Annotated in this window: 27 protein-coding genes; 8 read left to right on the forward strand and 19 right to left on the reverse strand. The window is 39.6% G+C overall.

Features of this window, described 5'->3' with window-relative positions; genetic code table 11:
• Nucleotides 1-71: 71 nt before the first annotated feature.
• From lysA to MHI34_RS01025, 11 genes are all read right to left on the reverse strand, one after another.
• Entirely contained in the window at nucleotides 72-1,391 is a 1,320-nt protein-coding gene (gene lysA / locus MHI34_RS00975) for a diaminopimelate decarboxylase (protein ID WP_036127923.1), read from the reverse strand.
• 210 nt (nucleotides 1,392-1,601) lie between these two features.
• Entirely contained in the window at nucleotides 1,602-3,050 is a 1,449-nt protein-coding gene (locus MHI34_RS00980; protein ID WP_036127928.1) for a spore germination protein, read from the reverse strand.
• Nucleotides 3,051-3,065: 15 nt separating this feature from the next.
• Nucleotides 3,066-3,857, reverse strand: a complete 792-nt coding sequence (gene sigF / locus MHI34_RS00985; protein WP_036127932.1) for an RNA polymerase sporulation sigma factor SigF — start codon at nucleotides 3,855-3,857, stop codon at nucleotides 3,066-3,068.
• 10 nt (nucleotides 3,858-3,867) lie between these two features.
• Nucleotides 3,868-4,308, reverse strand: coding sequence for an anti-sigma F factor (gene spoIIAB, locus MHI34_RS00990; RefSeq protein WP_036127935.1), 441 nt, complete (start codon nucleotides 4,306-4,308; stop codon nucleotides 3,868-3,870).
• Nucleotides 4,301-4,654, reverse strand: a complete 354-nt coding sequence (gene spoIIAA / locus MHI34_RS00995) for an anti-sigma F factor antagonist (RefSeq protein ID WP_036127938.1) — start codon at nucleotides 4,652-4,654, stop codon at nucleotides 4,301-4,303. Before spoIIAA ends, spoIIAB begins: the two co-directional genes overlap by 8 nt.
• Before the next feature lie 239 nt (nucleotides 4,655-4,893).
• The gene (locus MHI34_RS01000) at nucleotides 4,894-6,144 is read right to left on the reverse strand and encodes a thymidine phosphorylase (protein WP_036127942.1); all 1,251 of its coding nucleotides are present in this window, start codon (nucleotides 6,142-6,144) and stop codon (nucleotides 4,894-4,896) included.
• 13 nt (nucleotides 6,145-6,157) lie between these two features.
• A complete protein-coding gene (gene deoB / locus MHI34_RS01005; protein WP_342504032.1) occupies nucleotides 6,158-7,339 on the reverse strand; it encodes a phosphopentomutase in 1,182 nt (393 codons plus the stop codon).
• 100 nt (nucleotides 7,340-7,439) lie between these two features.
• Nucleotides 7,440-8,342 carry a site-specific tyrosine recombinase XerD gene (gene xerD / locus MHI34_RS01010; protein ID WP_036127949.1) on the reverse strand — a complete coding sequence of 301 codons (903 nt, stop codon included), beginning with the start codon at nucleotides 8,340-8,342 and terminating at the stop codon, nucleotides 7,440-7,442.
• Between the two features lie 288 nt (nucleotides 8,343-8,630).
• The gene (locus MHI34_RS01015) at nucleotides 8,631-9,095 is read right to left on the reverse strand and encodes a Fur family transcriptional regulator (RefSeq protein WP_004232171.1); all 465 of its coding nucleotides are present in this window, start codon (nucleotides 9,093-9,095) and stop codon (nucleotides 8,631-8,633) included.
• A 121-nt stretch (nucleotides 9,096-9,216) separates the two neighbouring features.
• Nucleotides 9,217-9,729, reverse strand: coding sequence for a hypothetical protein (locus MHI34_RS01020; RefSeq protein ID WP_036127953.1), 513 nt, complete (start codon nucleotides 9,727-9,729; stop codon nucleotides 9,217-9,219).
• A gap of 53 nt (nucleotides 9,730-9,782) precedes the next feature.
• Complete coding sequence (locus MHI34_RS01025; RefSeq protein ID WP_342504033.1) at nucleotides 9,783-10,340, reverse strand: NUDIX hydrolase; 558 nt, start codon at nucleotides 10,338-10,340, stop codon at nucleotides 9,783-9,785.
• Nucleotides 10,341-10,416: 76 nt separating this feature from the next.
• On the opposite strand from MHI34_RS01025, the gene MHI34_RS01030 reads away from it, so the two are divergent.
• Nucleotides 10,417-11,316, forward strand: a complete 900-nt coding sequence (locus MHI34_RS01030) for an aldo/keto reductase (protein ID WP_342504034.1) — start codon at nucleotides 10,417-10,419, stop codon at nucleotides 11,314-11,316.
• Nucleotides 11,313-11,792 carry a VanZ family protein gene (locus MHI34_RS01035; protein WP_342504035.1) on the forward strand — a complete coding sequence of 160 codons (480 nt, stop codon included), beginning with the start codon at nucleotides 11,313-11,315 and terminating at the stop codon, nucleotides 11,790-11,792. Before MHI34_RS01030 ends, MHI34_RS01035 begins: the two co-directional genes overlap by 4 nt.
• A gap of 421 nt (nucleotides 11,793-12,213) precedes the next feature.
• On the opposite strand, the gene MHI34_RS01040 is transcribed toward MHI34_RS01035, so the two are convergent.
• The 3 genes from MHI34_RS01040 to MHI34_RS01050 all read right to left on the reverse strand — a co-directional run bounded on the left by MHI34_RS01040 (nucleotide 12,214) and on the right by MHI34_RS01050 (nucleotide 14,373).
• A complete protein-coding gene (locus MHI34_RS01040; protein WP_058843266.1) occupies nucleotides 12,214-12,720 on the reverse strand; it encodes a GNAT family N-acetyltransferase in 507 nt (168 codons plus the stop codon).
• Nucleotides 12,721-12,899: 179 nt separating this feature from the next.
• Complete coding sequence (locus tag MHI34_RS01045) at nucleotides 12,900-13,166, reverse strand: YqkE family protein (RefSeq protein WP_036127968.1); 267 nt, start codon at nucleotides 13,164-13,166, stop codon at nucleotides 12,900-12,902.
• Nucleotides 13,167-13,188: 22 nt separating this feature from the next.
• Entirely contained in the window at nucleotides 13,189-14,373 is a 1,185-nt protein-coding gene (locus tag MHI34_RS01050; protein ID WP_342504036.1) for an acetyl-CoA C-acetyltransferase, read from the reverse strand.
• Nucleotides 14,374-14,580: 207 nt separating this feature from the next.
• Between MHI34_RS01050 and MHI34_RS01055 the strand changes: the two genes are divergently transcribed.
• On the forward strand, nucleotides 14,581-15,552 hold the full coding sequence (locus tag MHI34_RS01055) for an alpha/beta hydrolase (protein ID WP_342504447.1): 972 nt from the start codon (nucleotides 14,581-14,583) through the stop codon (nucleotides 15,550-15,552).
• A gap of 582 nt (nucleotides 15,553-16,134) precedes the next feature.
• On the opposite strand, the gene MHI34_RS01060 is transcribed toward MHI34_RS01055, so the two are convergent.
• From MHI34_RS01060 to sirA, 3 genes are all read right to left on the reverse strand, one after another.
• Nucleotides 16,135-16,605 carry an S-ribosylhomocysteine lyase gene (locus MHI34_RS01060; RefSeq protein WP_342504037.1) on the reverse strand — a complete coding sequence of 157 codons (471 nt, stop codon included), beginning with the start codon at nucleotides 16,603-16,605 and terminating at the stop codon, nucleotides 16,135-16,137.
• Nucleotides 16,606-16,752: 147 nt separating this feature from the next.
• The gene (locus MHI34_RS01065) at nucleotides 16,753-16,971 is read right to left on the reverse strand and encodes a YneF family protein (protein ID WP_004232154.1); all 219 of its coding nucleotides are present in this window, start codon (nucleotides 16,969-16,971) and stop codon (nucleotides 16,753-16,755) included.
• Nucleotides 16,972-17,069: 98 nt separating this feature from the next.
• Nucleotides 17,070-17,528, reverse strand: a complete 459-nt coding sequence (gene sirA / locus MHI34_RS01070; RefSeq protein WP_170829784.1) for a sporulation inhibitor of replication protein SirA — start codon at nucleotides 17,526-17,528, stop codon at nucleotides 17,070-17,072.
• A 306-nt stretch (nucleotides 17,529-17,834) separates the two neighbouring features.
• On the opposite strand from sirA, the gene MHI34_RS01075 reads away from it, so the two are divergent.
• The 5 genes from MHI34_RS01075 to MHI34_RS01095 all read left to right on the forward strand — a co-directional run bounded on the left by MHI34_RS01075 (nucleotide 17,835) and on the right by MHI34_RS01095 (nucleotide 21,286).
• Nucleotides 17,835-18,191 (forward strand): hypothetical protein, encoded by a 357-nt coding sequence (locus MHI34_RS01075; RefSeq protein ID WP_036128044.1) that lies wholly within the window; start codon nucleotides 17,835-17,837, stop codon nucleotides 18,189-18,191.
• Between the two features lie 16 nt (nucleotides 18,192-18,207).
• Complete coding sequence (locus tag MHI34_RS01080) at nucleotides 18,208-18,846, forward strand: PspA/IM30 family protein (protein ID WP_036128047.1); 639 nt, start codon at nucleotides 18,208-18,210, stop codon at nucleotides 18,844-18,846.
• Between the two features lie 103 nt (nucleotides 18,847-18,949).
• Entirely contained in the window at nucleotides 18,950-19,642 is a 693-nt protein-coding gene (gene liaF, locus MHI34_RS01085; protein ID WP_342504038.1) for a cell wall-active antibiotics response protein LiaF, read from the forward strand.
• The gene (locus tag MHI34_RS01090; RefSeq protein ID WP_036128054.1) at nucleotides 19,639-20,679 is read left to right on the forward strand and encodes a sensor histidine kinase; all 1,041 of its coding nucleotides are present in this window, start codon (nucleotides 19,639-19,641) and stop codon (nucleotides 20,677-20,679) included. Before liaF ends, MHI34_RS01090 begins: the two co-directional genes overlap by 4 nt.
• A complete protein-coding gene (locus tag MHI34_RS01095; protein WP_036128056.1) occupies nucleotides 20,654-21,286 on the forward strand; it encodes a response regulator transcription factor in 633 nt (210 codons plus the stop codon). Before MHI34_RS01090 ends, MHI34_RS01095 begins: the two co-directional genes overlap by 26 nt.
• 93 nt (nucleotides 21,287-21,379) lie before the next feature.
• Here MHI34_RS01095 and MHI34_RS01100 read toward each other — a convergent pair whose 3' ends face one another.
• Together MHI34_RS01100 and tkt are read right to left on the reverse strand one after the other, a co-directional pair.
• Nucleotides 21,380-21,541, reverse strand: a complete 162-nt coding sequence (locus tag MHI34_RS01100) for a hypothetical protein (protein ID WP_340810094.1) — start codon at nucleotides 21,539-21,541, stop codon at nucleotides 21,380-21,382.
• Between the two features lie 47 nt (nucleotides 21,542-21,588).
• Complete coding sequence (gene tkt / locus MHI34_RS01105; protein ID WP_342504039.1) at nucleotides 21,589-23,583, reverse strand: transketolase; 1,995 nt, start codon at nucleotides 23,581-23,583, stop codon at nucleotides 21,589-21,591.
• Between the last annotated feature and the right edge of the window lie 33 nt (nucleotides 23,584-23,616).

A 23,616-nucleotide genomic window follows, 5' to 3' on the forward strand; every position in this document is an offset into this window, starting at 1 on the left:
ATAGACAACGCCCCACAACAAAATAAAAGTTGAAATGGACGCTAGTAATACCCACTTATTTTTCCTCAAATTTACTCACCCTTTTTTAAAGTTAGCGGGAGATCGTTTTGCACAATATCTTCATAACTTTCGCGGCGAATAGCTAGTTGATGCTGTCCATTTTCTACAAATACAACAGCAGGTCTTGGCACACGGTTATAGTTACTAGCCATCGAATAACCATACGCACCTGTACAGAATATGGCTAACACATCGCCTGAAGCAGCATCTTGTAGTTTCGCATCAATAATTAATTTATCGCCAGATTCACATAGTTTACCAGCCACTGTATAGAGTTCATTTTTCGGCTCATTCGCTTTACTTGCAATGACTGCCTCATACTTAGCATCGTATAATGCTGGGCGGATGTTATCACTCATCCCACCATCAACCGCAATATATTTGCGCACATCTGGCACTGTTTTTTGTGAACCGATTGTATAAAGAGATGTTCCTGCATCACCTACAAGTGATCGACCTGGTTCAATCCAAATTTCTGGCATCTTCAGTCCAAGCACAGTTGCTTTATTTTTCACAACTGTTATCATATCCTCTACATAAACTTGTGGTTCCAGCGGTGCATCTTCTTCAGTATAACGAATACCAAAGCCCCCACCTAAGTTTAACACAGTACACGTAAATTCGTGAGTCTTGTTCCAATCAGAAATTTTGTCAATCAATTTTTCTCCAGCTAAGCCAAAGCCAGCAGTATCAAAAATTTGTGAGCCAATATGACAATGTAAGCCAAGTAGCTCTAGGAATTCATGGTTAAATGTTTGTTGGAATGCTTCATCCGCTTGACCATTGTTTAAGTCAAAGCCGAATTTTGAATCTGCTTGACCTGTCGTGATGAAATCATGCGTATGTGCTTCCACACCTGGTGTAACACGTAATAAAATACGCATTTTTTGCTGACGGCGCTCCGAAATTTCTTTTAAAAGCTGTATTTCATAGAAATTATCTACAACCATACATCCAATCTTGGAGTCAAAAGCTAGCTCTATTTCAGCAATGCTTTTATTATTACCATGGAAATGAATGCGCTCTGCTGGGAAGCCTGCCTTTAAGGCAGTAAATAACTCCCCACCAGATACAACATCCAAGGATAAATTTTCTTCTGCTGCTAATTGATACACCGCTACACATGCAAATGCTTTTGAAGCATAAGCTACTTCTGCTTTTACGCCTAATTTTTTAAACGTATCGATAAAGCCGCGTGCACGCTTACGAATAAGTGCAGTATCATACACGAAAAGTGGTGTACCATACTCTTTTGCTAGCTCTAGTGTGTCTACCTGTCCAATTGTTAAATGACCATCTTCAGAAATCGCTTGTGTTCCATATAAATGCATGTGCATCTCTCCCTTTTCACATCGTTCCATCTTGTTATTTTCACACTTTGTAGGGACTTTCGTGGCATCCCATCAAGTAATTATTTCCATAAAAATATTAAAAGAAAAATGTATATACCCTACTTTTTCTTGAATGAAAATAATTTTTGCAAAAATCACAAAATACTATATGTGAACTTTATCACATGAAAAAAACGAGTGCAACGGCTCCTATGATCTTTTTCGCTGTTTGGAAGCGACTACATAAGGTCTTAATGCATCCGAAGTCATTGGGAAACGAATGATGACACGAAGCATTGCCGTTGGGAAGAATGGAACAAGCGGCCATAAATAAGGTGCCTGCATAGGTCGTAATGAACATAAATACGTAAACAATAAAAATAAGCCAATAAATAAGCCATTGACACCCCAGAGACCCGTTATAATTAATAACAGCAACCTAAAAATTTTGATCGAGATACTGAGTTCATATGATGGAATGATAAAAATAAGAATAGCTGCTACTGCTGTATAAAGAACTACCTCCGCAGAAAATAATCCTACATCAATAGCAATTTGACCAATGATTACCCCCGCAACCAATCCCATCGCAGTCGATAATGGTGACGGAGTATGAATGGCGGCCATCCTTAAAAATTCAATACCTATATCTGCAATCAATATTTGCAATAATAATGGTACATGCGATTTCTCTTCGGTGCCTAAAAAGGATAAGGCATCCGGCAGTAAGGATTCATTTGTCGCAAATACATACCACAATGGTAATAAAAGTAAACCCATGACAGAACCAAAATACCTCATAAATCGCACAAACGTACCAACTGTTGGTGCCTGTCGATATTCCTCCGCATGCTGTAATAAATGAAATATAGTAACAGGTACTAAAATCACGGATGGTGAGGTATCGACCAATATCGCTATATGCCCTTCAAGCAGATGCGCTGCTGCAATATCAGGTCGTTCCGTATAACGTACAAATGGCACTGGATGGAATTTTTGCTTAAAAAGCCATTCTTCTAATGATTTATCGGCCATCGTCAAGCCATCGTGATTAATTTGTCCAAGGCGCTGTCGTAAATTTTCGAGCATATCTTCATTGGCAATATCCTTCATAAACGCGATCGCCACGTCGGTTTGGCCGATTTTGGATATTTTATGTAGCTCGAAACGTAAATTACTATTGCGAATTCGCCTACGTATTAAAGCCGTATTTTGAGAAATTCCTTCTGTAAAGCCATCCCGCGAACCACGAATTACCTTTTCATTATCTGGCTCTTCTGGAGAGCGTCCTGGATAATTCCTCAGCTCTGCAACGTAGCAATAGCCACTTTTAGTAATAAAGGTGACTTGTCCACTTAACATGGCTAATAAATAGGCTTTACGCTCTGTTTCCTCTGAACGCCCATGGAAATTAAAATAGGACTCAAAATATTCCTTCTCATCCTCCACATCAATGTCAATGTCTTCATTTGGAAGCATGCTAGAGAGTAACTGTGTTAAAGCTTCTCCGTCCACAAGCCCGCTAATATATGCACAAAGGACCGGCAAATCCTTGACAAATAAGTGTTTAATACCAACGTCAAATGATTCGCCGTCACCAAAATGTTCAATAAGAAAATCTTCGGCTTCTTCTAAGCTGTTAAATAATTTATTTGTCATGCTGTCACCATTTTCTTAGATGTCTTTTTTTATAGCTTCCTGCTCCACGGTAGCGCTTGTAGCCATCCAACTTTTCAGCTGGGCAAGGATTTTTTTCTCTAAACGAGACACTTGTACTTGTGATATCCCTAACCTATTCGCAATTTCTGTTTGCGTGCAATCTGAAAAATAGCGTAAATAAATAATAGACTGCTCTCTCGGTTCAAGTCTCGTAAGTACTTCCTTCAATGGGATATAATCAAATGGTTGCTCAGATTTTTCATCTTTCATTTGGTCCATCAATGTAATGGAATCCCCTTCACTTTCATACAATTGCTCATGAAGAGATGCTGGATCTCTCAGCGCATCGGATGCTGTGACAATTTCCTCCGTTGTCACACCAAGTACCTGAGCAAGTTCTTGAATGGTTGGTGGATGTTCATTTTTCTTAATAAATTCATCTGTAGCATGACGAATTTTAAAATTTAGCTCACGAATAGAGCGACTCACCTTCACCATGCCATCATCCCTCAAAAAGCGTTGAATTTCACCAATGATCATAGGGACTGCATAGGTTGAAAACTTCACATCATAGGTTAAATCGAATTTATCTACAGATTTCATCAGCCCTATGCAGCCAATCTGGAATAAATCCTCAAGCTCAACACCTCTCGTTGTAAAACGTTGAACAATGGACCACACAAGTCTCGTATTGCCTTCTACCATTCGTTTACGAGCCTCATGATCGCCCTGCTGTGCGCGTGCAATTAAATCACGCATTTCCTCCTGAGACAATAGCTTATCGGACGACTGTTCTAGCGGCTTCACTGTCTCAACCTCACATTACCGCTGTGCGAACTGTGTAAAATTTCTTCGTAAACGTTACAGTTGTTCCTTCTTGCCATTTAGACATTACTGTTAGCTGATCTGAAAAGCTATCCATAATGGTGAAGCCCATACCCGAACGCTCCATCGCACTTTTCGTTGTAAATAATGGCTCCATCGCTCGACTAACGTCCTCAATTCCTATTCCTTTATCCATGACAGATACCGTTACAATGTCATCCTCACGTTTTGCATGAACTGTAACAACACCCTTACCATTTTCTTCATAGCCATGAATAATGGCATTGGAAACCGCTTCAGAGACAACTGTTTTAAACTCTGATAGCTCATCAATAGTTGGGTCTAATTGTGCAATAAAACCTGTAACAGCCACACGGGCTAAGGCTTCATTTTCACTAAGTGCTAAAAATGTTAATGTCATTTCGTTATCCATTTACAATCCCCCTTACGCGATCAATCGCTTGTTCCTCTGTTGCATCCATCATCCATGGCCCTAATCCTGAAAATTGAAATACTTTTCGCATTGTTGGCGATGGATTCAATAAAATAGTTCGCCCAGCAACTGCTTCTAACTCACGCATTCGACCAAGCACTAAGCCAACGCCTGAACTATCCATAAAGGAAAGCCCTTCTAAGTTCCAAATGATGGTCGTCACAGTGCCTTGAAAAATTGCTGTAGAAATTTTCGCTCGAATTTGTTCTACTGCATGGTGATCGAGCTCCCCAAACAAACGTATAACGACAGTCTCTCTTGTGACCATTTCTAATTGATAATGCATGAACATCGCCTCCTCTTCGTGCAATTCCACATTCAATGCAATGAATCCTTGCGGCTGACAGAACTAGTGCAAAGTCTTCCGAAATAGTGTCTAATCGACATACTTATAGCTTTTTAGGTTAAGTGCAGTATGGGATAAATCTACATTTTCTAAACGCCATTGCTAGCTAAAGTTTAACGATCCTTAGAACGCAAAAAAGCGAGAGCTCACTTAAAGTGAGAGCCCTCGCTAACGAATCTTTATGCAATTGTATATGCTTGCTGTATTTTATTGATTGTCTCTTCAACAATTGGTTGATTGGCATATAAATAAGCAATCGTGTCGCCATGATTGACATGGTCACCTTTTTTAGCAATCAGCTGGATGCCTGCATCATAATCAAGTACCGATTCCTTCGTTAATCGTCCAGCACCTAGACTGACACTCGCTTCACCTACTAATAAGGCATTAATGGTTTCCACAGTGCCCTCTGCAACAGCTGTCACCGCTACTTTATGAGCGGTTTCATTTTGGACAATATCAGAAACTACACCACCTTGTGCAACAATGAACTCCTCAAATTTTGCAGCAGCAGAACCATCAGCAAGCACGCGCTTAACCGCAGCGGTCGCTTCCGCTTCATTCACGCCAGCGGCAACTTGGTACATTAAGGAAGAAATAACAATACATTCATCCAACAAATCTTCATGCGTTTCTTCCAAGCGTCCACTTAATAAGGCATACGCCTCTACAACTTCAAGTTTATTGCCAATCATTTTTCCTAAAGGATTATCCATATCACTAATATGTGCGACAACTTTACGCCCAAGTTTTTCTCCAATGGCCGTCATTGTATCCGCTAAAATCTGCGCTTCTTCTTGCGTCTTCATAAACGCACCTGAGCCGCATTTTACGTCAAGTACAATACCGTCTGCGCCACTTGCAATTTTTTTACTCATAATCGACGCAGCGATTAATGGAATAGAATCGACAGTACCTGTCACATCACGTAATGCATATAATTTTTTGTCGGCTGGTACAAGATTCCCTGTTTGTCCGGCAACTGCAATTTTATGCTGATTGACATTGTCAATAAACTCCTGTGATGAAAGCTCTGTTTTGAAGCCTTCAATGGATTCAAGTTTATCGATTGTTCCACCTGTAATGCCTAAACCCTTACCGCTAAATTTCGCCACAGGGATTCCTAAAGAAGCGATAATTGGTGTGACAACAAGTGTGACCTTGTCACCAACTCCTCCTGTAGAATGTTTATCGATTTTAAAGCCATCAATAGACGTTAAATCAATAACATCCCCTGATTCGATCATGGCCTTTGTTAAATAAAATGTTTCATCATCAGACATACCTAGTAAGCGTATGGCCATTAAAAGTGAACTTGCTTGATAATCTGGAATGGAACCCGTCGTATAGCCTTCAACAAAATACTGAATTTCAGCTTGAGATAGCTCTATTCCTTGTTTTTTCTTTTCAAACAATTGAACCATATTCATACGAAAAACCCCCTTATTTCAAATCATGTAAGAAACTTTTGCCGAATGGTGGTGCTTCTACATTAAAGTTTTCAGCAACTGTCGCTGCAATATCCGCAAAAGTTTCACGCAAAGCTAGTTCTGCTCCACCATTGAAACGTGGTGAATAGACAATTAACGGTACATATTCACGTGTATGATCTGTCCCATGGAAGGTTGGATCATTTCCGTGATCGGCAGTAATGATTAATAAATCATCCTCTGACATCGCTTCTGTAATTTCTGGTAGGCGTGCATCAAATTCTTGTAGTGCCTGTCCATAGCCTAATGGATCACGACGATGACCAAAGTTGGCGTCAAAGTCCACTAAATTTAAGAAGCTCATCCCACGAAAATCACGGCGGACAACCTCTGCAAATTGATCCATACCATCCATATTATTTTTTGTGCGTACCGAATCAGTGACACCTTCACCATTGAATATATCTGAGATTTTTCCAATGGCAATGACATCTAATCCTGCGTCCTTTAAAACATTCATCGTTGTACGACCAAATGGCTTCAATGCATAGTCATGTCGATTGGCTGTACGTGTGAAGTTGCCTGGCGTACCAACAAATGGTCTTGCAATGACACGTCCTACTAAATATTCAGGCTGTAATGTTAATTCACGCGCCATTTCGCAAATTTTATATAATTCTTCTAATGGAATGATTTCCTCGTGAGCAGCAATCTGTAAAACAGGATCGGCTGATGTATAAACAATAATCGCACCTGTTTCCATATGTTCCTTACCGAAATCTTCAATCACTTGTGTACCGCTTGCTGGTTGATTGCACAGTACTTTACGACCTGTACGTTGCTCTAACTCAGCAATAAGCTCCACTGGAAATCCTTCTGGGTACACCTTAAATGGTTTATCGATATTTAACCCCATGATTTCCCAATGGCCTGTCATCGTGTCTTTGCCGACAGATGCTTCTTGCATTTTACCGTAGTATGCTTTTGGCTCTGTAGCCGCGTGCATACCTTGCAATGATTCAATATTTGCTAAACCAAAGGACTCCATCACTGGCATTGTAAGCCCATTCATTTTTTCAGCGATATGTCCTAATGTATGTGCACCAACATCACCAAAATTTGCTGCGTCTGGCGCTTCACCTATACCTACTGAGTCCATGACAACAACATGGATTTTGTTAAACGGTTTATTCATAATGGTTGCCTCCTAATCTCATGACTCTATTTTACCAAAAAAATGCGAAAAATAAAGGTCAGACATCCGACTAAAATAATTTTTACTTAATTGAAGAGTTTTAAGCACGTGGATGGAATTGCTTATAGACCTCAGATAATCTTGTTTTACTAATATGTGTATAAATCTGCGTTGTAGAAATATCTGCATGACCAAGCATTTCCTGCACCGCTCGTAAATCAGCGCCATTTTCGACCAAATGAGTTGCAAAGGAGTGACGCAATGTATGTGGGGTTAATTCATGTTGGATGCCTGCCTTTAAAGCATGCTCCTTCATTAATTTCCAACAACCCTGCCTTGTTAAACGTTTCCCTCTTTGATTAATAAAAAACGCATCTGTTTTTGGGTGCTTTCCTTGCAACTGACCACGAGCACCGTTTAAATAGGCATTAATCGCCGAAAGGGCATTTTTGCCAAGTGGAATAATTCGTTCCTTCCCACCCTTCCCAAAGACACGGACAAAGCCCATCGTTAAATGAATATCGGCTAAATCCAGTGCAATGAGTTCACTGATGCGCATGCCAGATCCATATAGTAACTCTAGCATGGCAAGATCACGTATACCTTGTGGCTTACTTCGATTCGGAGCTGTTAGTAACGCTTCGATTTCTTCGATAGATAGGATATTCGGTAGCTTTTGCTCAATAGTTGGCATTTCTAAATGAACAGTCGGATCTGTTTCTGCACGCTTTTCTCGCAGTAAAAATTGATGGAAGCTCCGGATAGAAGAAATATGACGGGCAACGGTACGGCTTGTCTTCCCCTGTGCTCGCAATTGCTCTAAATGCCGCAAAATAGTTGTTCGTTCCACACGGCTAAAATCAGCCATCCCCTCTGCTTCCTGCAAAAAATGCACATAGCTTTCTAAATCACGGCGATAGGATGCTAATGTATTAACAGATAACTGCCTTTCCACCTGAATAAAATGGATATAGTCCTCTACTGCATATTGAAATTCATTCATCATAACGCCCCCTCACTGTCAATTATTCTCTATTTTATCATGGCCTTAAGAAATGTGCTAAAGCCCCCTCTATTCGACATAATCCAACCATATTATCGTTACATTATAATTAATCCAAGGCCACTCTACTTAAATGTGTCCAAGTTATTAATAACTCTTTCATTAAGCTCGTCCGAGGAGACTTCTGTTCTTACACTTCGCTTTCGGAACAAAAACATTTGCTGCCTCAAAAAAACAAAAAACTGCCCGATTCAATCTATACTTAAGATTAAAACAGACAGCTTTTTGTTATTTTTCTTCATTCGATTCGTCGTTTTTATCATGACAGCGCCAGCATATGCCGTGGAAAGTTAGTCGGTGATCTTTTATAATAAAGTTCCAACGTTTTTCAACAACGGCTTCCACATCTTCAAGTAAATCTTCTTGAATTTCATCAACAGCACCACATTCGATACAAACAAGATGATGGTGGAAATGGGCAGCTCCCTCTTGGCGTAGGTCATAGCGCGATACGCCATCGCCAAAGTTGATTTTGTCGACAATTTTGAGCTCAGTTAATAATTCTAACGTTCTATAAACAGTAGCTAGACCAATCTCTGGTGCTTTTTCTTTTACTAAAAGATAAACATCCTCAGCACTTAGGTGGTCCTCTTCGTGCTCAAGCAAGACAGCAACTGTCGCTTCTCGCTGCGGCGTCAGCTTGTAACTAGCACTATGCAGCTGTTTTTTTATACGATCAATTCGGCTCTCCATGTGACGCCCCCCTAAACTCTTTCCATTATACCAAAGGAGTAAATCCTATTACAAGATAGTGAATAGATTTCTAACATGCTTCTATTTTTTATCTGATCACAATTTCTGTCCATTCAATCCTTCATTTTAACACATAAGCAATAACAATAAACTCAGCAACTATTATGATGAAAAATGCGATAAAATTCAACAAAATTGTTCGACCAGATACTTGTTTCCCGATTTTTCGCTTGGACCAAGCGGGTACAAGTAAATTGCATAGGACTAGCAACAATATACAATAGATGAGCTGAAATGGAAACCACCAAATCGTATAAAGCCAAAAAGCTTCAAGTTTTTGTAATAAAAAAACAGAACTAAAGCCAAAAAAAGTGGCACGTATGGCTACTGTCACACGCACTAAAACTTTTAATACGCTATGTGTTGCTAGTAATAATACAAGACCTATAGAAATAGTGACAGGCAGTACTAAACGAAAAATGGAGTGCCTGTCCCCATCTGCTAAACGAGGCTCTATAAATAATATAAATGGTTCCGCTTTCGGTCCACCAATAATATGAAAGAAAATAACGCCGCAAACAAAACTTACTGCAATGATGGAAGCGTGATAAAAAATAGACACCGTACGAGACATAAACATGCTCCTTTTCTATCAAGGTTTGTACAGCTTATGCTCGTCCGTCTCTATTATGCTAAAAGATTATTTTCTAAATTTGCAGCCAGCCAGAGTACTGCAAATGCCGTTTTAGCATCATATATACGCTGATCTGCCACCATTATTTGTGCTTCTTCCAACGAAACTTCTAATAATTCGACAAATTCATCCTCATCTAAATCTGCTTTATTATCTATTGTATATAATTCCCTCGCTACAAACAAATGAATAACTTCATCCGCAAAGCCTGGTGATGTTGCAAATGTTTGTAAAAAAGTCAGTTTATGCGCTCCATAGCCTGTCTCTTCCTCTAATTCACGACGTGCTGTCACCAGCGGCTCCTCACCAGGTTCCAGCTTCCCTGCCGGAATTTCAACGATTGAACGTTCAAGCGCTTTACGATATTGTTCTACCAACACTAGTTTCCCCTCGTCCGTAACGGCAATAACTGCTACGGCACCGGGATGCTTTATGATTTCACGTTTCGCAACCTGTCCATTTGGTAAAGTTACCTCATCAATTTGTAGTTTTATTATTCTTCCATCATAGATTGGTGTTGTTGTCGTTGTTTTTTCCTCAAACTTTTTCACTGACGATAACCTCGCTTGTTCTTCAGATATGTTCATTGTACCATTACAAGTAGAGAAATCGAAGGAGGACGATCATATGAAAAAAAGACAGCTTGGCATAAGTGAATTGTTTATTTCAGAGATTAGTTTAGGAGGCATGTCTCTTTCGACAGATAAAAAGCAAGCAGCTGCCATTGTCGATATGGCATTAGATGCCGGGATTAATTATATCGACACAGCGGATTTATATGATTTTGGTGCAAACGAAGAAATTATTGGTACAACGTTAGGTAAACGTCGTCATGATGTCATCTTAGCAACAAAGGTAGGAAACCGTTGGACAGAAGGCGTCGATGGTTGGCATTGGGACGCATCCCCAGACTATATTAAAGAAGCTGCCTATGCTAGCTTACGACGACTAGGTACAGACTATATTGATGTCTATCAATTACATGGCGGCACAATCGAAGATGATTGGGATGGAATTATTGACACATTTGAAGAACTTAAAAAAGAAGGGCTCATTCGTGAATATGGCATTTCTTCTATTCGTCCAAATGTATTGCAGCGATTTTTACCTGCAAGCTCAGCTAAAAGCGTTATGATGCAATATAGTGCTCTAGATCGTCGCCCTGAAGAATGGTTTGAGTTTATTGCAAATCAAGGTGCATCTGTTGTAACACGTGGCACAGTGGCAAAAGGCTTATTAACAAATAGCTGGCAACAACGTCTACAACAGGTCAATGGTTTTAACGGCTATACGGCAGAGGAATTAACAGCATCGTTAACAGACTTAGCTTTACAATATGATGATTTACATGCGCTGGCCATCGCCTTTAATTTGAAAGAGCCTACGATCGCTTCAACGGTAATTGGGGCAAGCTCACAACAACAGCTAGCTCAAACGCTAGCTGCCTATGAAAAAATCAACGTAATCACAGATTTTAATGCAGCCAATAAACTGACTAAAAATGAGCAGTATCAAGAACACCGATGAAAAAATGGCTGGTCTTCATCATCTGTCTTGTCATATTAGTAATCTCCTCTAGTATGACCTATGAGCAACAGAGTATCCTACCAGAATTAGAAGGTCTACTTGCCAATAAACCTTTTGAAAAACAACTATCTGTTTTAAAAATTCCCTATTGGGGAACCATCGTTTCCGTTGAAGAACGTGGTTATTTTCCATTTGTAGAGTTTTTAATTCGTAAATTGACACATTTTATTGGGTTTGGATGCATTGCACTTGGTCTGTATTTTGCTTGGGGAAAAAGACGTTTTGCAGCAAGTATTGCCATTGCAGGAACAGCTACAATTGCTATCATTGACGAATTTCGTCAAAGCTTTACACCAGGTCGCACAATGAGCTTCCAAGATGTCTTGGTCGATACAGCTGGAGCCATTGTTTTTGTGAGTATCGTTGTTGCACTGAGAAAAATACTTAAAAATAAAAGACAAAAGGCATTACCGTAGCCTTTTGTCTTCATTGTGTTGAATAACAAAATATCCATAGAATTTAAAGTAAAAAAAGGTTTGCCGCTCTACAAAAGAGTTCTCTTTTTTACAAAGGTTTCACAAATAAAATGAAGGTGTTCACTACTTTATTGATGGTAGTGGTGATTAATCCCGTCTCCACTCTCTAAAAATAGAAATATTTTATTCACTACTGCTACTGACACTTTTACAGAATGGTTAATGTGGAGTGGAGCCAGCGTCACAGAGAAGACCCTGGAGCGAACGTAAGTGAGGGAAGCAGATCATCGGACGCCCCCTGAAAAGGACGCTGGCGGAACGGAACTACTCGCCTTGCTAAAAAATCTTTTTTGTGACATTATCATTTTTAACCAAAATAAAGACAAAAGGCACAATCATAGTCTTTTGTCTTAGCCATTTTTTAAAGTTGGAATCTCCAAAAATAGAGGGAGTTTGTTTCTTTATACAAGGCAGCTCCTGCTTTTTCTAAAACTCGATGGGATGCCACATTATCTTTTTCGGTATCTGCAATAACGTATTTTACATTTAGTTGATGAAGTAACCAGTTTTGAAGAGCTATGATTGATTCTGTCATATAGCCCTGCCCCTGATAAGGAGGAAAAGTATAATACCCAATCACAACTTCCTCTTGGTCATTTGGCATACCTTTTAGCATTATGCCACCAACAGCACAATTTTTCTCTTTTAACACAAGTAACCAGTTCGTATGCCAAAGATAGTTTTGCTCATCTTCTACGACTTTGGAAAGTCTAAAATACAATGCTTGTTTAAGCTCGCAATCTAAATGCCCCTCACCCATACTTAATGACAACTGCTTGGCCATTTGTTTCTCATGCTCTATTAGTAATTTTAGATACTTGGCGTTTAAAGGAATTAATCTTATTCTTTCTGTCTGTAATTCTACCATGTTGTTCTCCTAACATAATTTAATTGATACTAAACTACAATTAGGTATATGTTATTGGCAGCGTCTCCCGTTCCATTAAATTCAAAAATCTCTCTTTGTATATCGACTATAACGACATAATTTAAATGCTGTAAAAGACAAAACAGTGAACCCACCTGTGTGAATTCACTGCTTTATTTTTAAAATTTAGAGCCTTTATCGCCATATTCGTTTAGTAGTTCTTCAAACGATTTATTTTTTTCACGTTGTTTGCGTTCAAACGCTAATTTTGCTTGACGTTCTTCCTCTGCCGCCTGCTCTTTGGCTGTTAAATCTTGCTTCGCCGCTTTTAATTTTGCGAGCACATCGCCACCAAGCTGATCCGCTAATGTAACCGCCTCTTGCTTAGGTAGGCTAGCTGTCATGCTATTGTCAGTGCGTTGCTGCTGTTTTCGTTTCTTTCCCATTACATTCACCTTCTTATTGATATCAAGGGCGCTTTACAACAGTTGCTACGCCTTGTCCCCCACCGATACATAATGTGGCTAAGCCCATTTTTGCGTCACGCTTTTCCATTTCATGCAATAGCGTCACTAAAATACGAGCACCACTTGCACCGATTGGATGACCAAGAGCAATAGCACCCCCGTTAACATTTAGTTTATCATGATTAAAGCTTAATTCACGATCTACAGCAATTGATTGTGCTGCAAATGCTTCATTTGCTTCAATTAAATCGATATCGTCTAAAGTTGTCTCTGCTTTTGTTAGTGCTTTTTGGACAGCTTTTACAGGACCTGTCCCCATAATAGCTGGATCGACACCTGCGCTAGCATTCGCTGTAATAATTGCCATTGGTTGAATGCCTAACTTTTGTGCTTTTTCCTTTGACATCACCACAACTGCTGCTGCACCATCATTAATACCCGATGCGTTCGCTGCGGTAACGGAGCCATCCTTTTTAAATGCTGGTCGTAGCTTAGCTAAGGACTCCGCTGTCACACCTGCTCGTGGAAATTCATCTTTATTGAAAAGAAGTGGCTCTCCCTTACGCTGTGGAATCTCGACAGCCACGATTTCATTTTCAAACTTGCCAACTGCAATCGCTGCCTCTGCACGTTGCTGAGAACGAGCCGCAAAAGCATCCTGCTCTTCTCGAGAAATTTGATACATATCACATAAATTTTCAGCGGTAATCCCCATATGATAATCATTAAAAGCACACCATAGGCCATCTTGAATCATTGTATCTACTACCTTTTGATCGCCCATTCGGAAGCCTTCTCGTGCATTTTTTAAGACGTAAGGTGCTTGGCTCATATTTTCAAAGCCCCCCGCAACAACAATCTCAGCATCTCCCGCTATAATCGCCTGTGTGGCTAAATGAACAGCCTTTAAACCCGATCCACATACTTTATTAATTGTTAATGCTGATACCTCGTGAGGTAACCCCGCTTTAATTGCCGCTTGACGAGCTGGGTTTTGTCCAAGCCCTGCCGCTAAGACATTCCCCATAATGACCTCATCTACTTGTTCTCTTACTACACCTGCACGTGCTAACGCCTCTTTAATGACAATGCTACCTAACGTTGTCGCTGGTACGTCTTTTAATGTCCCCTGAAATGAGCCTATCGCTGTACGCACAGCACTCACGATTACTACCTCGTTTGTCATAATCATTCTCCCCTTTTCCCCGTTCAAAAATCAACACTGCATGCATATGCTACTAGCAGATATGTATATTTTAACAAATATTTTGACGATTTTCGATAATAGAAATAATCGCAGTTTTGCCAAAGATATTGTAAAATGTTGACGTGTTTTAAACAATCTTAGTTGGGAACATTACAAATAAGAAACAGCATGTGGAGGTGTTTTATGATGAAAAAGAAGATGCTTTTATTCTCTGGTATTACAACAACGCTAGCCGCAGCTGCAACAGGTCTGTTCGGCTTCGCGCTTTCCAATAAATTAATGTATATCCAACAAAAAGACCCGGAGTTTGTTCGAGAACGAGAAACGACTGCCAAGCGCTTTGATGAAGCTTGGTACAATAATAACTTGAAATGTGAACTCAATATTGATTCTCCTAATGGCTACTCAATTCGAGGCATTATGTTTCAGCCTTTGCAAACTAATAACACCATCATCATTTGTCACGGTGTCACTGAAAATAAAATAAATTCCGTAAAATATGCTCGATTATTTGAAAGACTTGGCTATAATTCAGTTATTTTTGACCATCGTCGTCATGGTGAATCTGGGGGCAAAACAACGAGTTATGGCTACTATGAAAAAAATGATCTTGATGCAGTAGTAAAGACAGTGAAAGCCATGATTGGTGAAGACGCCATCCTTGGGATTCACGGTGAATCCATGGGGGCAGCAACTATGCTACTTTATGCTGGAACAGTGGAAGATGGTGCTGATTTCTATATTTCAGACTGTGCGTTCTCCGATTTTTCCATGTTGTTGAAGCAAATCGCCAAAACCGAATTTAAATATGGCTCCATTATTCCCATTCGCTTTGCCGATTTCTTTGTTCGCCTCAGAGATGGTTACTCCTTCAAAAGTGTAACACCTGCTGAAGCCGTGACACATATTGAAAAACCAGTACTCTTTATTCACAGTATTCCTGATACATTTATTCCAGCGTCGATGTCACTAGATCTCTACAATAAAAAAGCAGGTCCCAAAAAATTAAAACTTTTTGACACTGGGGCACATGCACAGTCCTTTAATGAAAATATGGATGAATATGAGGATTTAATTCATGATTTTTTAGAAAGTTTTATTTACAAAAAAATCAATCCCGAGTCTTCCTCCTCCAATGTCATTCCATTCCATTTTTAGCACACATGAAAAAAGATCATGTCAAAGGCAGAAAAAGCAACTTTGCAAGGTGAGAGGTTGATTTCCGTTCCGCCAGCGCCCTTTCCAGGGGGCGTCCGATGAGCCGCTTCACTCACTTACGCTCGCTCCAGGGTCTCATCTGTGACGCTAATCCCCTAGGAGTGACGCTGGCTCCACTCCAATCAACCATTCTGCAAAGTGTCTTTACTTTTTTCATAGTAATATAGCGATTAAATAGCCCATTATTTTTAGAGGGAATAAGCTCTTATTTTTAATGTGGGGAAGTGATGTGTGACAACACTTCTCCATAAAGAGTAGTGAAGACCTTCGCCTTATTTGAAAACCTTTGCTAAAAAGGTAATACTTTTGTAGGTTGGAGTGGAAGGCTACTTGACTCCCGTGGGATAACGAGACAGGCGAGCCTCTAAACGGAGCGATAGCGGAGGAAGCGGCTCGGGACGCTCGCCCACAGGAAAGCAAGTAGCCTGCAAGGGAAATCCATTTCTACCTTCCAATTGACTGTTTTGTTTTTCAACACTAAGAAAACCTTGCGGAATTATCTCCGCAAGGTTTTATAAATGATTATTCTCCAAAAACGATATGCCATTCATCTCGTTTTGCTAAAAATTCTTCAGCTAATGATTGTGCACCTTCCAAGTTATGGCTAGCAGCCCAGCCACACTGCACCTCATTGCATGCAGGAACAGCTGTTGCTTTTGTCACATCAATAAATGTTTTCTCTAAAATAGTTAATAATTCCTCATAATCATTATGATTAATCAGTGATACATAGAAGCCTGTTTGGCAACCCATTGGACTAAAATCAACAATATGATCAGAGTAGTTACGAATAATGTCAGCAGATAAATGCTCTAAAGAATGTAAGGCAGGCATATCCATATGCTCTTTATTTGGCTGTTTAAAGCGAATATCATATTTGTACACTTCGTCGCCATTTTGACCCGTTTTAACACCAGCTAAACGAACATAAGGTGCCTTTACTTTTGTATGATCCAGATCAAAGCTTTCTACATTTGTCTTTTCTTTTTGCATAATACATAACCCCTTTCCGTATGGTAATTCTATTATACATAGTTTCCCGATAGAATTATATGATTTTCAAGAATTTTTTAAATACTGTAAAAAATATAAAAAAAAAACAACTAGTTAAGTTTGAACTAGTTGCTCTCATCATTCCGATTACTTTTGGAATTTATTCATTTGTGCCATCATTTGACGTACTTGCTTTTCAGACGGCGTACGACCCATTTGTGCCATCATCATACGAATCATTTGCTCATTAATAGGTGGGTTTTCTTTTAAATATTTCATCATAGCTTGACGAGCGAAATAGAAACCAAGTGCCGCTCCCGCTGCTAATGCGATAATTACGATAATAATCCAGCCCCATGTAGGCATACAACCAACCTCCTCCACTACAATATACCGAGAAAAACTCTCCACGCACCATTATACACCAAATGATAGCGTGTTACTATATATTGTAGTGAATTTTCCTAGTGCATTGTATACTTCATCGGCTTTAACCACCCACACTCATTATCCTGTTTATTAAAAGCAATAAACCGTTCACTCATTTTGGCAAGCATTTGAAATAAATCTAAATCTAGCATTCGCGAACCTTCACAATAAACACAAATTTTACGATCGACCAAATAAATAGCCATTTTGCCTTTTATCGGATGTTCTAAAAACAAAGCATTGCGGGCTCTTTCTAAATGTGCATATTTGGAATCAAGTTGATGTTCCAACATCGCTGCAATTTCTTCAAAACGAACAGATTCACATATATATGCAAGCTCTTTTAAGGATTTCTCGTTGGCGTCTTCACAGCCTTGCATCATCTCTAACAACTTACGCTCTCTGCCAAAAATAAATGTTAAATGCTCTTCTTTTATCTTATATATAGAATAGGTTCTCACCAGAAATCCTCCTTCGCTCAGTTTCTTTTCCATAAGTATAGCTCATCCAACCTTGTTAATTTGTCAAACGAAGGAAGGATCTATCTTCTATTTTTGTCGAAAAAATTCTAGTTTCGCATCTATAAATGACTTTATGACAAATGGTATTTTTTGATAAAACAAAATAGTTATTTTCCAAAAACAAGAAAAAACAGCTCGTTTTATACGCCAAAAACCCACTTTCGTTACAGCTTAGATGGTTCTCAGCCTCAAGACCTAGATCAAAATCAATTTCGAGTCCGTTTTAGACAATCTTGTATAGAGGTAACATAAAGGTACAAACGAAAGGAGCTAAAACAAATGAAAAAATTTCTTTTATTAACTGGAGGCGTCATCGCAGCATGTGTTGCACTTGCCTTAATAGGACCACTGGCAGGTTTACTATTCTCTGGATTATTTGTAGCACTAGGCATGCATTTCTACATGGCAAGCAAATCAACATTCGGTAAAATTTTCTGGTTTACAGTTGGTCTAATCGGTGTTCTATCAGCAGTGTCTAACATTCCAGCAATGATCGGTCTTGCAGCTATCGCTATTATCTATGTCATCTATAAAAAATGGAATGGCGAAGATGTAAAAATCCCTACAATCGAAGGGAAAAAAGAAGAAGATCCGTTTACAAACTTTGAAAAAGAATGGTCAAACTTAACAAAATAAAAAGGAGCGAAATTAAATGAATTTATTTCAACGTTTTAGATATACAGTAGAGGCAGACTTACATCAAATATTTGATAAAAAGGAACAAAAAAATCCGATTGCAATGTTAAATCAATACATTCGCGAGGCAGAAAAACAAACAGAACAAACAGGTAAATTATTAGAACGACAAGGGCAATTAAAAGAAAAGCTAGAGCAAGAATATAAGCAAAATGCTGAATTACTAGCTAAACGTGAAGCCCAACTAACATTGGCAACAACTAGTGGTGAACAGGATTTAATTGATTTCGCTACAGATGAAGTAACGGCTTACACAGCTCGTAATCATACACTACAAGCGAGCATTGAATCGAGTACACGTGAATACTTCGAGCTAGAGCGTAAATTCGAAACAATGAAGCATAAAATTAAAGATATGAAAGTACGTCAATTACAGCTGATGGGAAAAGAAAATGTAACACGTGCTCACCATCAAATGGACGGCATGATTGCCAAAAACAATAAAACAAATTTTGAAGATTTAGAAGCCTATATCGATAAATTAGCTTACCAAATCGATAAAGATCATGAGGTAACAACTTTCGAGGCAAGACTGGCAGAATTAGAAAAAAAAGCAGCAGAAGATCACTCACCACTGCTAATTGAAAATAAATAACATGTTATAATGAAAGCAATGCGCCAACTTTATAAGGCGCATTCTTTCACGTTTAAAAATAGAGGGTCCCATTCCCTCTCTTATACTATTAGTAGAAGGAAGGGTGACCCTCTTGCAAAATTTCACAACAAATAAGCTCACGTTTTGGGTACTATGCTTCTTTTTACTCGTCTTTGTAGAGCTTACTATTTTTAATAATGGCGGAGCCTTCTGTTTATTGATTGGGGCAGTACTTCTTTATTTAAGTTTTTCCAAAAAAGTTCGTTTTTTTAAATGGACAGGAATTTTCTTCATTGCTATTGCTTTGTTTACCATGTGGAGCCTACGTTTATTCGTCGTCATCATGCTCTTATATATGCTTTATCAATACCTACAACGAGAAAACGAACCAAAGGTAGTCGGTGCAGAGCTTTTTGAAAAGCTTCCTACAACTAAAAATGACTTGATTGGCACAATGCCAGCACCTACAGAAGCGTACAAATGGCAAGATGTACAAATTCAACGCCTTGCAGGAGATATTACGATTGATACAACACAAACAATCTTACCTGCTGGCACTAGTCTCATTACAATTCGCCAAGGGATCGGGAAAGTTCAAATCTATATTCCCTATGAAATCCCTTTCCGTTTACAGTATACGACGTTATTTGGTGAGCTTATCTGCTTACATAAGGGGCCACAACGCATCTTAAATGAAAGTATTACTTTCGCTGACGGCAACCCTGGGGATGCTAAACGCGTTTTAATTATTCATGTCGCAACCTGGCTGGGAGATTTGGAGGTGCTACGAAAATGATTGCCTTTATCTCAAGATTGTTTACGCTATTTTTCATTTTAATGAGTGCTGTTTTCGGTCTGCTTGTGGCGGTATGGGGCAATCCGGATGAAAAAACATGGGAGCCATTGTGGCAGCAGACTTACGATAATATTCCGCTAGGAGGCATCATCGTAGTTAGCCTGTTTGTACTTAGCTTCCTGTTTGCTAGCTGGATCAGCATGACTGCTCGGGCACGAGAAGCTCAAGCAACACGCATTGTGAAGCAATTAATCGAGCCTGATTTTATTTTCCCTAAAAAACAAGCACTTCCGAAATCATTAAAAAAGGCAATAGTTCAAACAAGTGAATTAATCGATACACAGCGAAAAAGCTTACAGCGACTCTCCAATGAACGGGCAGAAGCAAATGATAAAATTATTCAGGAGCGTATTATTGCTGAACGCCAACGACTTGCTAGGGAATTGCATGATTCCGTATCACAGCAATTATTTGCGGCTTCTATGTTACTCTCAGCATTAACTGAAAATGACGAAAATGCTACTAGCTTAAAACAGGTGGAAAAGATTGTTCAGCAGGCACAGCTAGAAATGCGCGCATTGCTGCTCCACTTACGACCTGTAGCTCTACACAATAAAACGCTAGCACAAGGCTTAGAGGAATTGATTATTGAACTTCAACAAAAAGTTTATTTCCATATTGAATATGAGCTAGAGGAAATGGCCTTAACAAAAGCAGAAGAAGACCATTTATTCCGTATTGCACAGGAAGCCCTCTCTAACACGCTCCGTCATGCCAAAGCAAGTGAAGTGGAGTTACTGCTTGTTGCACGAGATGACTTAGCCATTTTACGAATTCAGGATAATGGGTTAGGCTTTGATGTGGAGGCCGATAAATCAACTTCGTACGGCTTACAAAATATAGCTGAACGAGCTGTTGAAATTGGCTGCACATACAAAATTGTGTCCGTGCCTGAAGAAGGAACGATTGTGGAGGTTAAAATTCCGCTACAGAAGGAGGAGGTTCATGTCGATGATACAAGTGCTCATAGTGGATGATCATGAAATGGTACGGATTGGCGTTTCAGCCTATCTTTCAGCACAACCAGATATTACAGTTGTAGGTGAGGCTGAAAACGGCAAAGAGGCTGTGGAGCGTGCCCTTGCCCTAAGACCTGATATTATTTTAATGGATAATGTCATGCCCATCATGACAGGAGCAGAGGCAACAGCGGAAATTTTAACGGCATGGCCAGAGGCAAAAATCATGATGGTGACTAGTTTTTTAGATGACGATAAAGTCTACCCTGCTTTAGAGGCTGGTGCGGTAAGCTATATTTTAAAAACTTCTAATGCTAAACAAATTGCCGATGCTATTCGTAAAACCATAGGTGGCGAAACAGTATTAGAGCCAGAAGTCACATCCAAAATGATGCACCGTATGCGCCACGGTAATAATACGCCCCTTTACGAACAGCTCACTGACCGTGAAATGGAAGTATTATTGCTCATGGCAAAGGGTAAAGCCAATCAGGAAATCGCTGACGAACTATACATTGCCTTAAAGACCGTAAAAACACATGTTAGCAATATTTTAGCAAAGCTCGAAGTGCAAGATCGTACACAGGCTGTTGTCTATGCTTTTCAAAATGGCCTTGCTAAATAAACACCTACATAAAAAACTGCATGTCAACATGCAGTTTTTTCATGTATTTAGAGATACCTGTTTAGATCCTCAATATACCTTTTCTAATTCTTGTCATGATCCATAACCATATGTCACGCCGATAGCATCAAAATCATTTTCACGAGCCCCGATCATGATAAATTGTTCCTTTAGATACTTGGCAAAATGATGCAGCACCTCTGCAATAATCTCACTTTTATCATAATGAAAAACGATAAAAAAATACCGCAACACTCAGCGAACTTAAACATCGACTGAGTGTTGCGGTATTTTAATATAAATTATAGTGCTTTTACTTTCGCTACGACATTTTCTACAGTGAATCCGTATTTTTCCATTACTAATTCACCAGGAGCTGATGCACCGAACTTGTCGATTGCAAGAACGTCACCTTCAAAGCCAGTATATTTATGCCAGCCAAATGATGCACCCATTTCAATCGCAAGACGTTTTGTCACCGCTTTTGGTAGGACAGATTCTTTATAAGCTGCGTCTTGTTTTTCAAAGCGATCCATAGACGGCATGGAAACAACTGCCACATCCACACCTTCTGCTCTTAACGCTTTCTGTGCTTCAACAGCAAGTGAAACCTCAGAGCCTGTTGCGATTAAAATAGCATCTGCTACTTCTTTTGTAGCAGGAGATACTGTGTAAGCACCCTTCGTAACACCATCACGAACTGTTTCAATAGAAGCGTCAAGGACAGGTAAGTTTTGACGAGATAATACTAAAACAGTTGGCGTTTTTTCTGATGCTACGGCAAGCTCCCAAGCTACCGCTGATTCATTTGCATCCGCAGGACGAATAACAGATAGATTTGGCATCGCACGTAGTGATGCAAGGTGTTCGATTGGTTCATGTGTTGGACCATCTTCCCCTACTGCAATAGAGTCATGTGTAAATACATATGTTACAGGAAGCCCCATTAATGCAGAAAGACGAACTGCTGGACGAACATAATCAGAGAATACGAAGAACGTACCGCCAAATACATTTAAACCACCATGAAGAGCCATACCGTTCATTGCAGCACCCATTGCAAATTCACGAACACCAAACCAGATGTTGCGACCAGCATAATCGTCTGCAGAGAAATCGCCTGCACCCTTCATCGTTGTTTTATTGGAGCCAGCAAGGTCAGCGGAACCACCAAAGAATGAAGGAGTTTTCTTCGCAATGGCATTAATTGCGTCCCCAGAAGAAGAACGTGTTGCTACAGATTTACCTGCCTCATATACTGGAAGCTCTGACGCAAAGTCCTCTGGTAATTCACCATTCATCGCTTTTTCAAATTGAGCCGCTAACTCTGGGAACTCTTCTTTATATGCAGCAAATTTAGCATTCCAAGCTTCCTCAGATTGTGCACCTTGTATTTCAGCAGCAGCATTAAATGTATCATATACTTCAGCAGGAATTTGGAATGGCTCGTGTGCCCATTCATACGCAGCTTTCGTTAAGACAACTTCATCTGTACCAAGCGGCGCACCGTGTGAATCTGCTTTACCAGATTTATTTGGAGAACCAAAACCAATCACTGTTTTTACTTCAATTAATGTTGGTTTGCCAGTTGATTTTTTTGCTTCTTCAATTGTGGCATTAATGGCATCTACATCTGTACCATCAGCCACTTTTAAGTAATTCCAGCCATAAGATTCAAAGCGTTTTTGTACGTTTTCTGAGAATGACTTTTCTAAGTCACCGTCTAAAGAAATATCATTAGAATCGTAAAGTACGATTAATTTTTCAAGTTTTAAGTGACCAGCTAATGAAATAGCTTCAGCTGCTACACCTTCCATTAAGTCACCATCACCACAAAGGGCAAATGTGTAGTGGTCAACGATATCATGACCAGGTTTATTGTAAGTAGCCGCTAAATGACGCTCAGCCATTGCCATACCAACTGTCATAGCAATCCCTTGACCAAGTGGACCAGTTGTTGCCTCTACACCTACTGTATGACCGTATTCAGGATGTCCTGGTGTTAATGAATCCCATTGGCGGAAGTTTTGAATTTCTTCCATTGGTAAACCATAGCCTCCAAGATGAAGTAAGCTGTACAGAAGCATAGAACCATGACCAGCTGATAGTACAAAACGATCACGGTTATACCATTTTGGATTTGCTGGATTATGGCGTAATTGTTTTGTCCATAGCGTATAAGCCATTGGCGCCGCCCCCATTGGTAAACCTGGGTGACCAGAATTAGCTTTTTCGATAGCGTCGATTGACAAAGTTCGAATAGCATTAATTGCTAAAAGATCCGCGTGTTGAGTCATTATATTGTGACATCCTTTCTCGTCCTATATTGT

The sequence above is a fragment of the Lysinibacillus sp. FSL L8-0126 genome (assembly GCF_038630385.1).
Lineage (GTDB): Bacteria > Bacillota > Bacilli > Bacillales_A > Planococcaceae > Lysinibacillus > Lysinibacillus fusiformis_D.

What these genes read in the sequence shown, in the direction of transcription:
- lysA (WP_036127923.1), bottom strand. Translation starts at nt 1,391, where the DNA reads ATGCATTTATATGGAACACAAGCGATTTCTGAAGATGGTCATTTAACA.
- MHI34_RS00980 (WP_036127928.1), bottom strand. Translation starts at nt 3,050, where the DNA reads ATGACAAATAAATTATTTAACAGCTTAGAAGAAGCCGAAGATTTTCTT.
- spoIIAB (WP_036127935.1), bottom strand. Translation starts at nt 4,308, where the DNA reads ATGGATAACGAAATGACATTAACATTTTTAGCACTTAGTGAAAATGAA.
- spoIIAA (WP_036127938.1), bottom strand. Translation starts at nt 4,654, where the DNA reads ATGCATTATCAATTAGAAATGGTCACAAGAGAGACTGTCGTTATACGT.
- MHI34_RS01000 (WP_036127942.1), bottom strand. Translation starts at nt 6,144, where the DNA reads ATGAATATGGTTCAATTGTTTGAAAAGAAAAAACAAGGAATAGAGCTA.
- deoB (WP_342504032.1), bottom strand. Translation starts at nt 7,339, where the DNA reads ATGAATAAACCGTTTAACAAAATCCATGTTGTTGTCATGGACTCAGTA.
- xerD (WP_036127949.1), bottom strand. Translation starts at nt 8,342, where the DNA reads ATGAATGAATTTCAATATGCAGTAGAGGACTATATCCATTTTATTCAG.
- MHI34_RS01015 (WP_004232171.1), bottom strand. Translation starts at nt 9,095, where the DNA reads ATGGAGAGCCGAATTGATCGTATAAAAAAACAGCTGCATAGTGCTAGT.
- MHI34_RS01020 (WP_036127953.1), bottom strand. Translation starts at nt 9,729, where the DNA reads ATGTCTCGTACGGTGTCTATTTTTTATCACGCTTCCATCATTGCAGTA.
- MHI34_RS01030 (WP_342504034.1), top strand. Translation starts at nt 10,417, where the DNA reads ATGAAAAAAAGACAGCTTGGCATAAGTGAATTGTTTATTTCAGAGATT.
- MHI34_RS01035 (WP_342504035.1), top strand. Translation starts at nt 11,313, where the DNA reads ATGAAAAAATGGCTGGTCTTCATCATCTGTCTTGTCATATTAGTAATC.
- MHI34_RS01040 (WP_058843266.1), bottom strand. Translation starts at nt 12,720, where the DNA reads ATGGTAGAATTACAGACAGAAAGAATAAGATTAATTCCTTTAAACGCC.
- MHI34_RS01045 (WP_036127968.1), bottom strand. Translation starts at nt 13,166, where the DNA reads ATGGGAAAGAAACGAAAACAGCAGCAACGCACTGACAATAGCATGACA.
- MHI34_RS01050 (WP_342504036.1), bottom strand. Translation starts at nt 14,373, where the DNA reads ATGACAAACGAGGTAGTAATCGTGAGTGCTGTGCGTACAGCGATAGGC.
- MHI34_RS01055 (WP_342504447.1), top strand. Translation starts at nt 14,581, where the DNA reads ATGAAAAAGAAGATGCTTTTATTCTCTGGTATTACAACAACGCTAGCC.
- MHI34_RS01060 (WP_342504037.1), bottom strand. Translation starts at nt 16,605, where the DNA reads ATGCAAAAAGAAAAGACAAATGTAGAAAGCTTTGATCTGGATCATACA.
- MHI34_RS01065 (WP_004232154.1), bottom strand. Translation starts at nt 16,971, where the DNA reads ATGCCTACATGGGGCTGGATTATTATCGTAATTATCGCATTAGCAGCG.
- sirA (WP_170829784.1), bottom strand. Translation starts at nt 17,528, where the DNA reads ATGGAAAAGAAACTGAGCGAAGGAGGATTTCTGGTGAGAACCTATTCT.
- MHI34_RS01075 (WP_036128044.1), top strand. Translation starts at nt 17,835, where the DNA reads ATGAAAAAATTTCTTTTATTAACTGGAGGCGTCATCGCAGCATGTGTT.
- MHI34_RS01080 (WP_036128047.1), top strand. Translation starts at nt 18,208, where the DNA reads ATGAATTTATTTCAACGTTTTAGATATACAGTAGAGGCAGACTTACAT.
- MHI34_RS01090 (WP_036128054.1), top strand. Translation starts at nt 19,639, where the DNA reads ATGATTGCCTTTATCTCAAGATTGTTTACGCTATTTTTCATTTTAATG.
- MHI34_RS01095 (WP_036128056.1), top strand. Translation starts at nt 20,654, where the DNA reads ATGATACAAGTGCTCATAGTGGATGATCATGAAATGGTACGGATTGGC.
- tkt (WP_342504039.1), bottom strand. Translation starts at nt 23,583, where the DNA reads ATGACTCAACACGCGGATCTTTTAGCAATTAATGCTATTCGAACTTTG.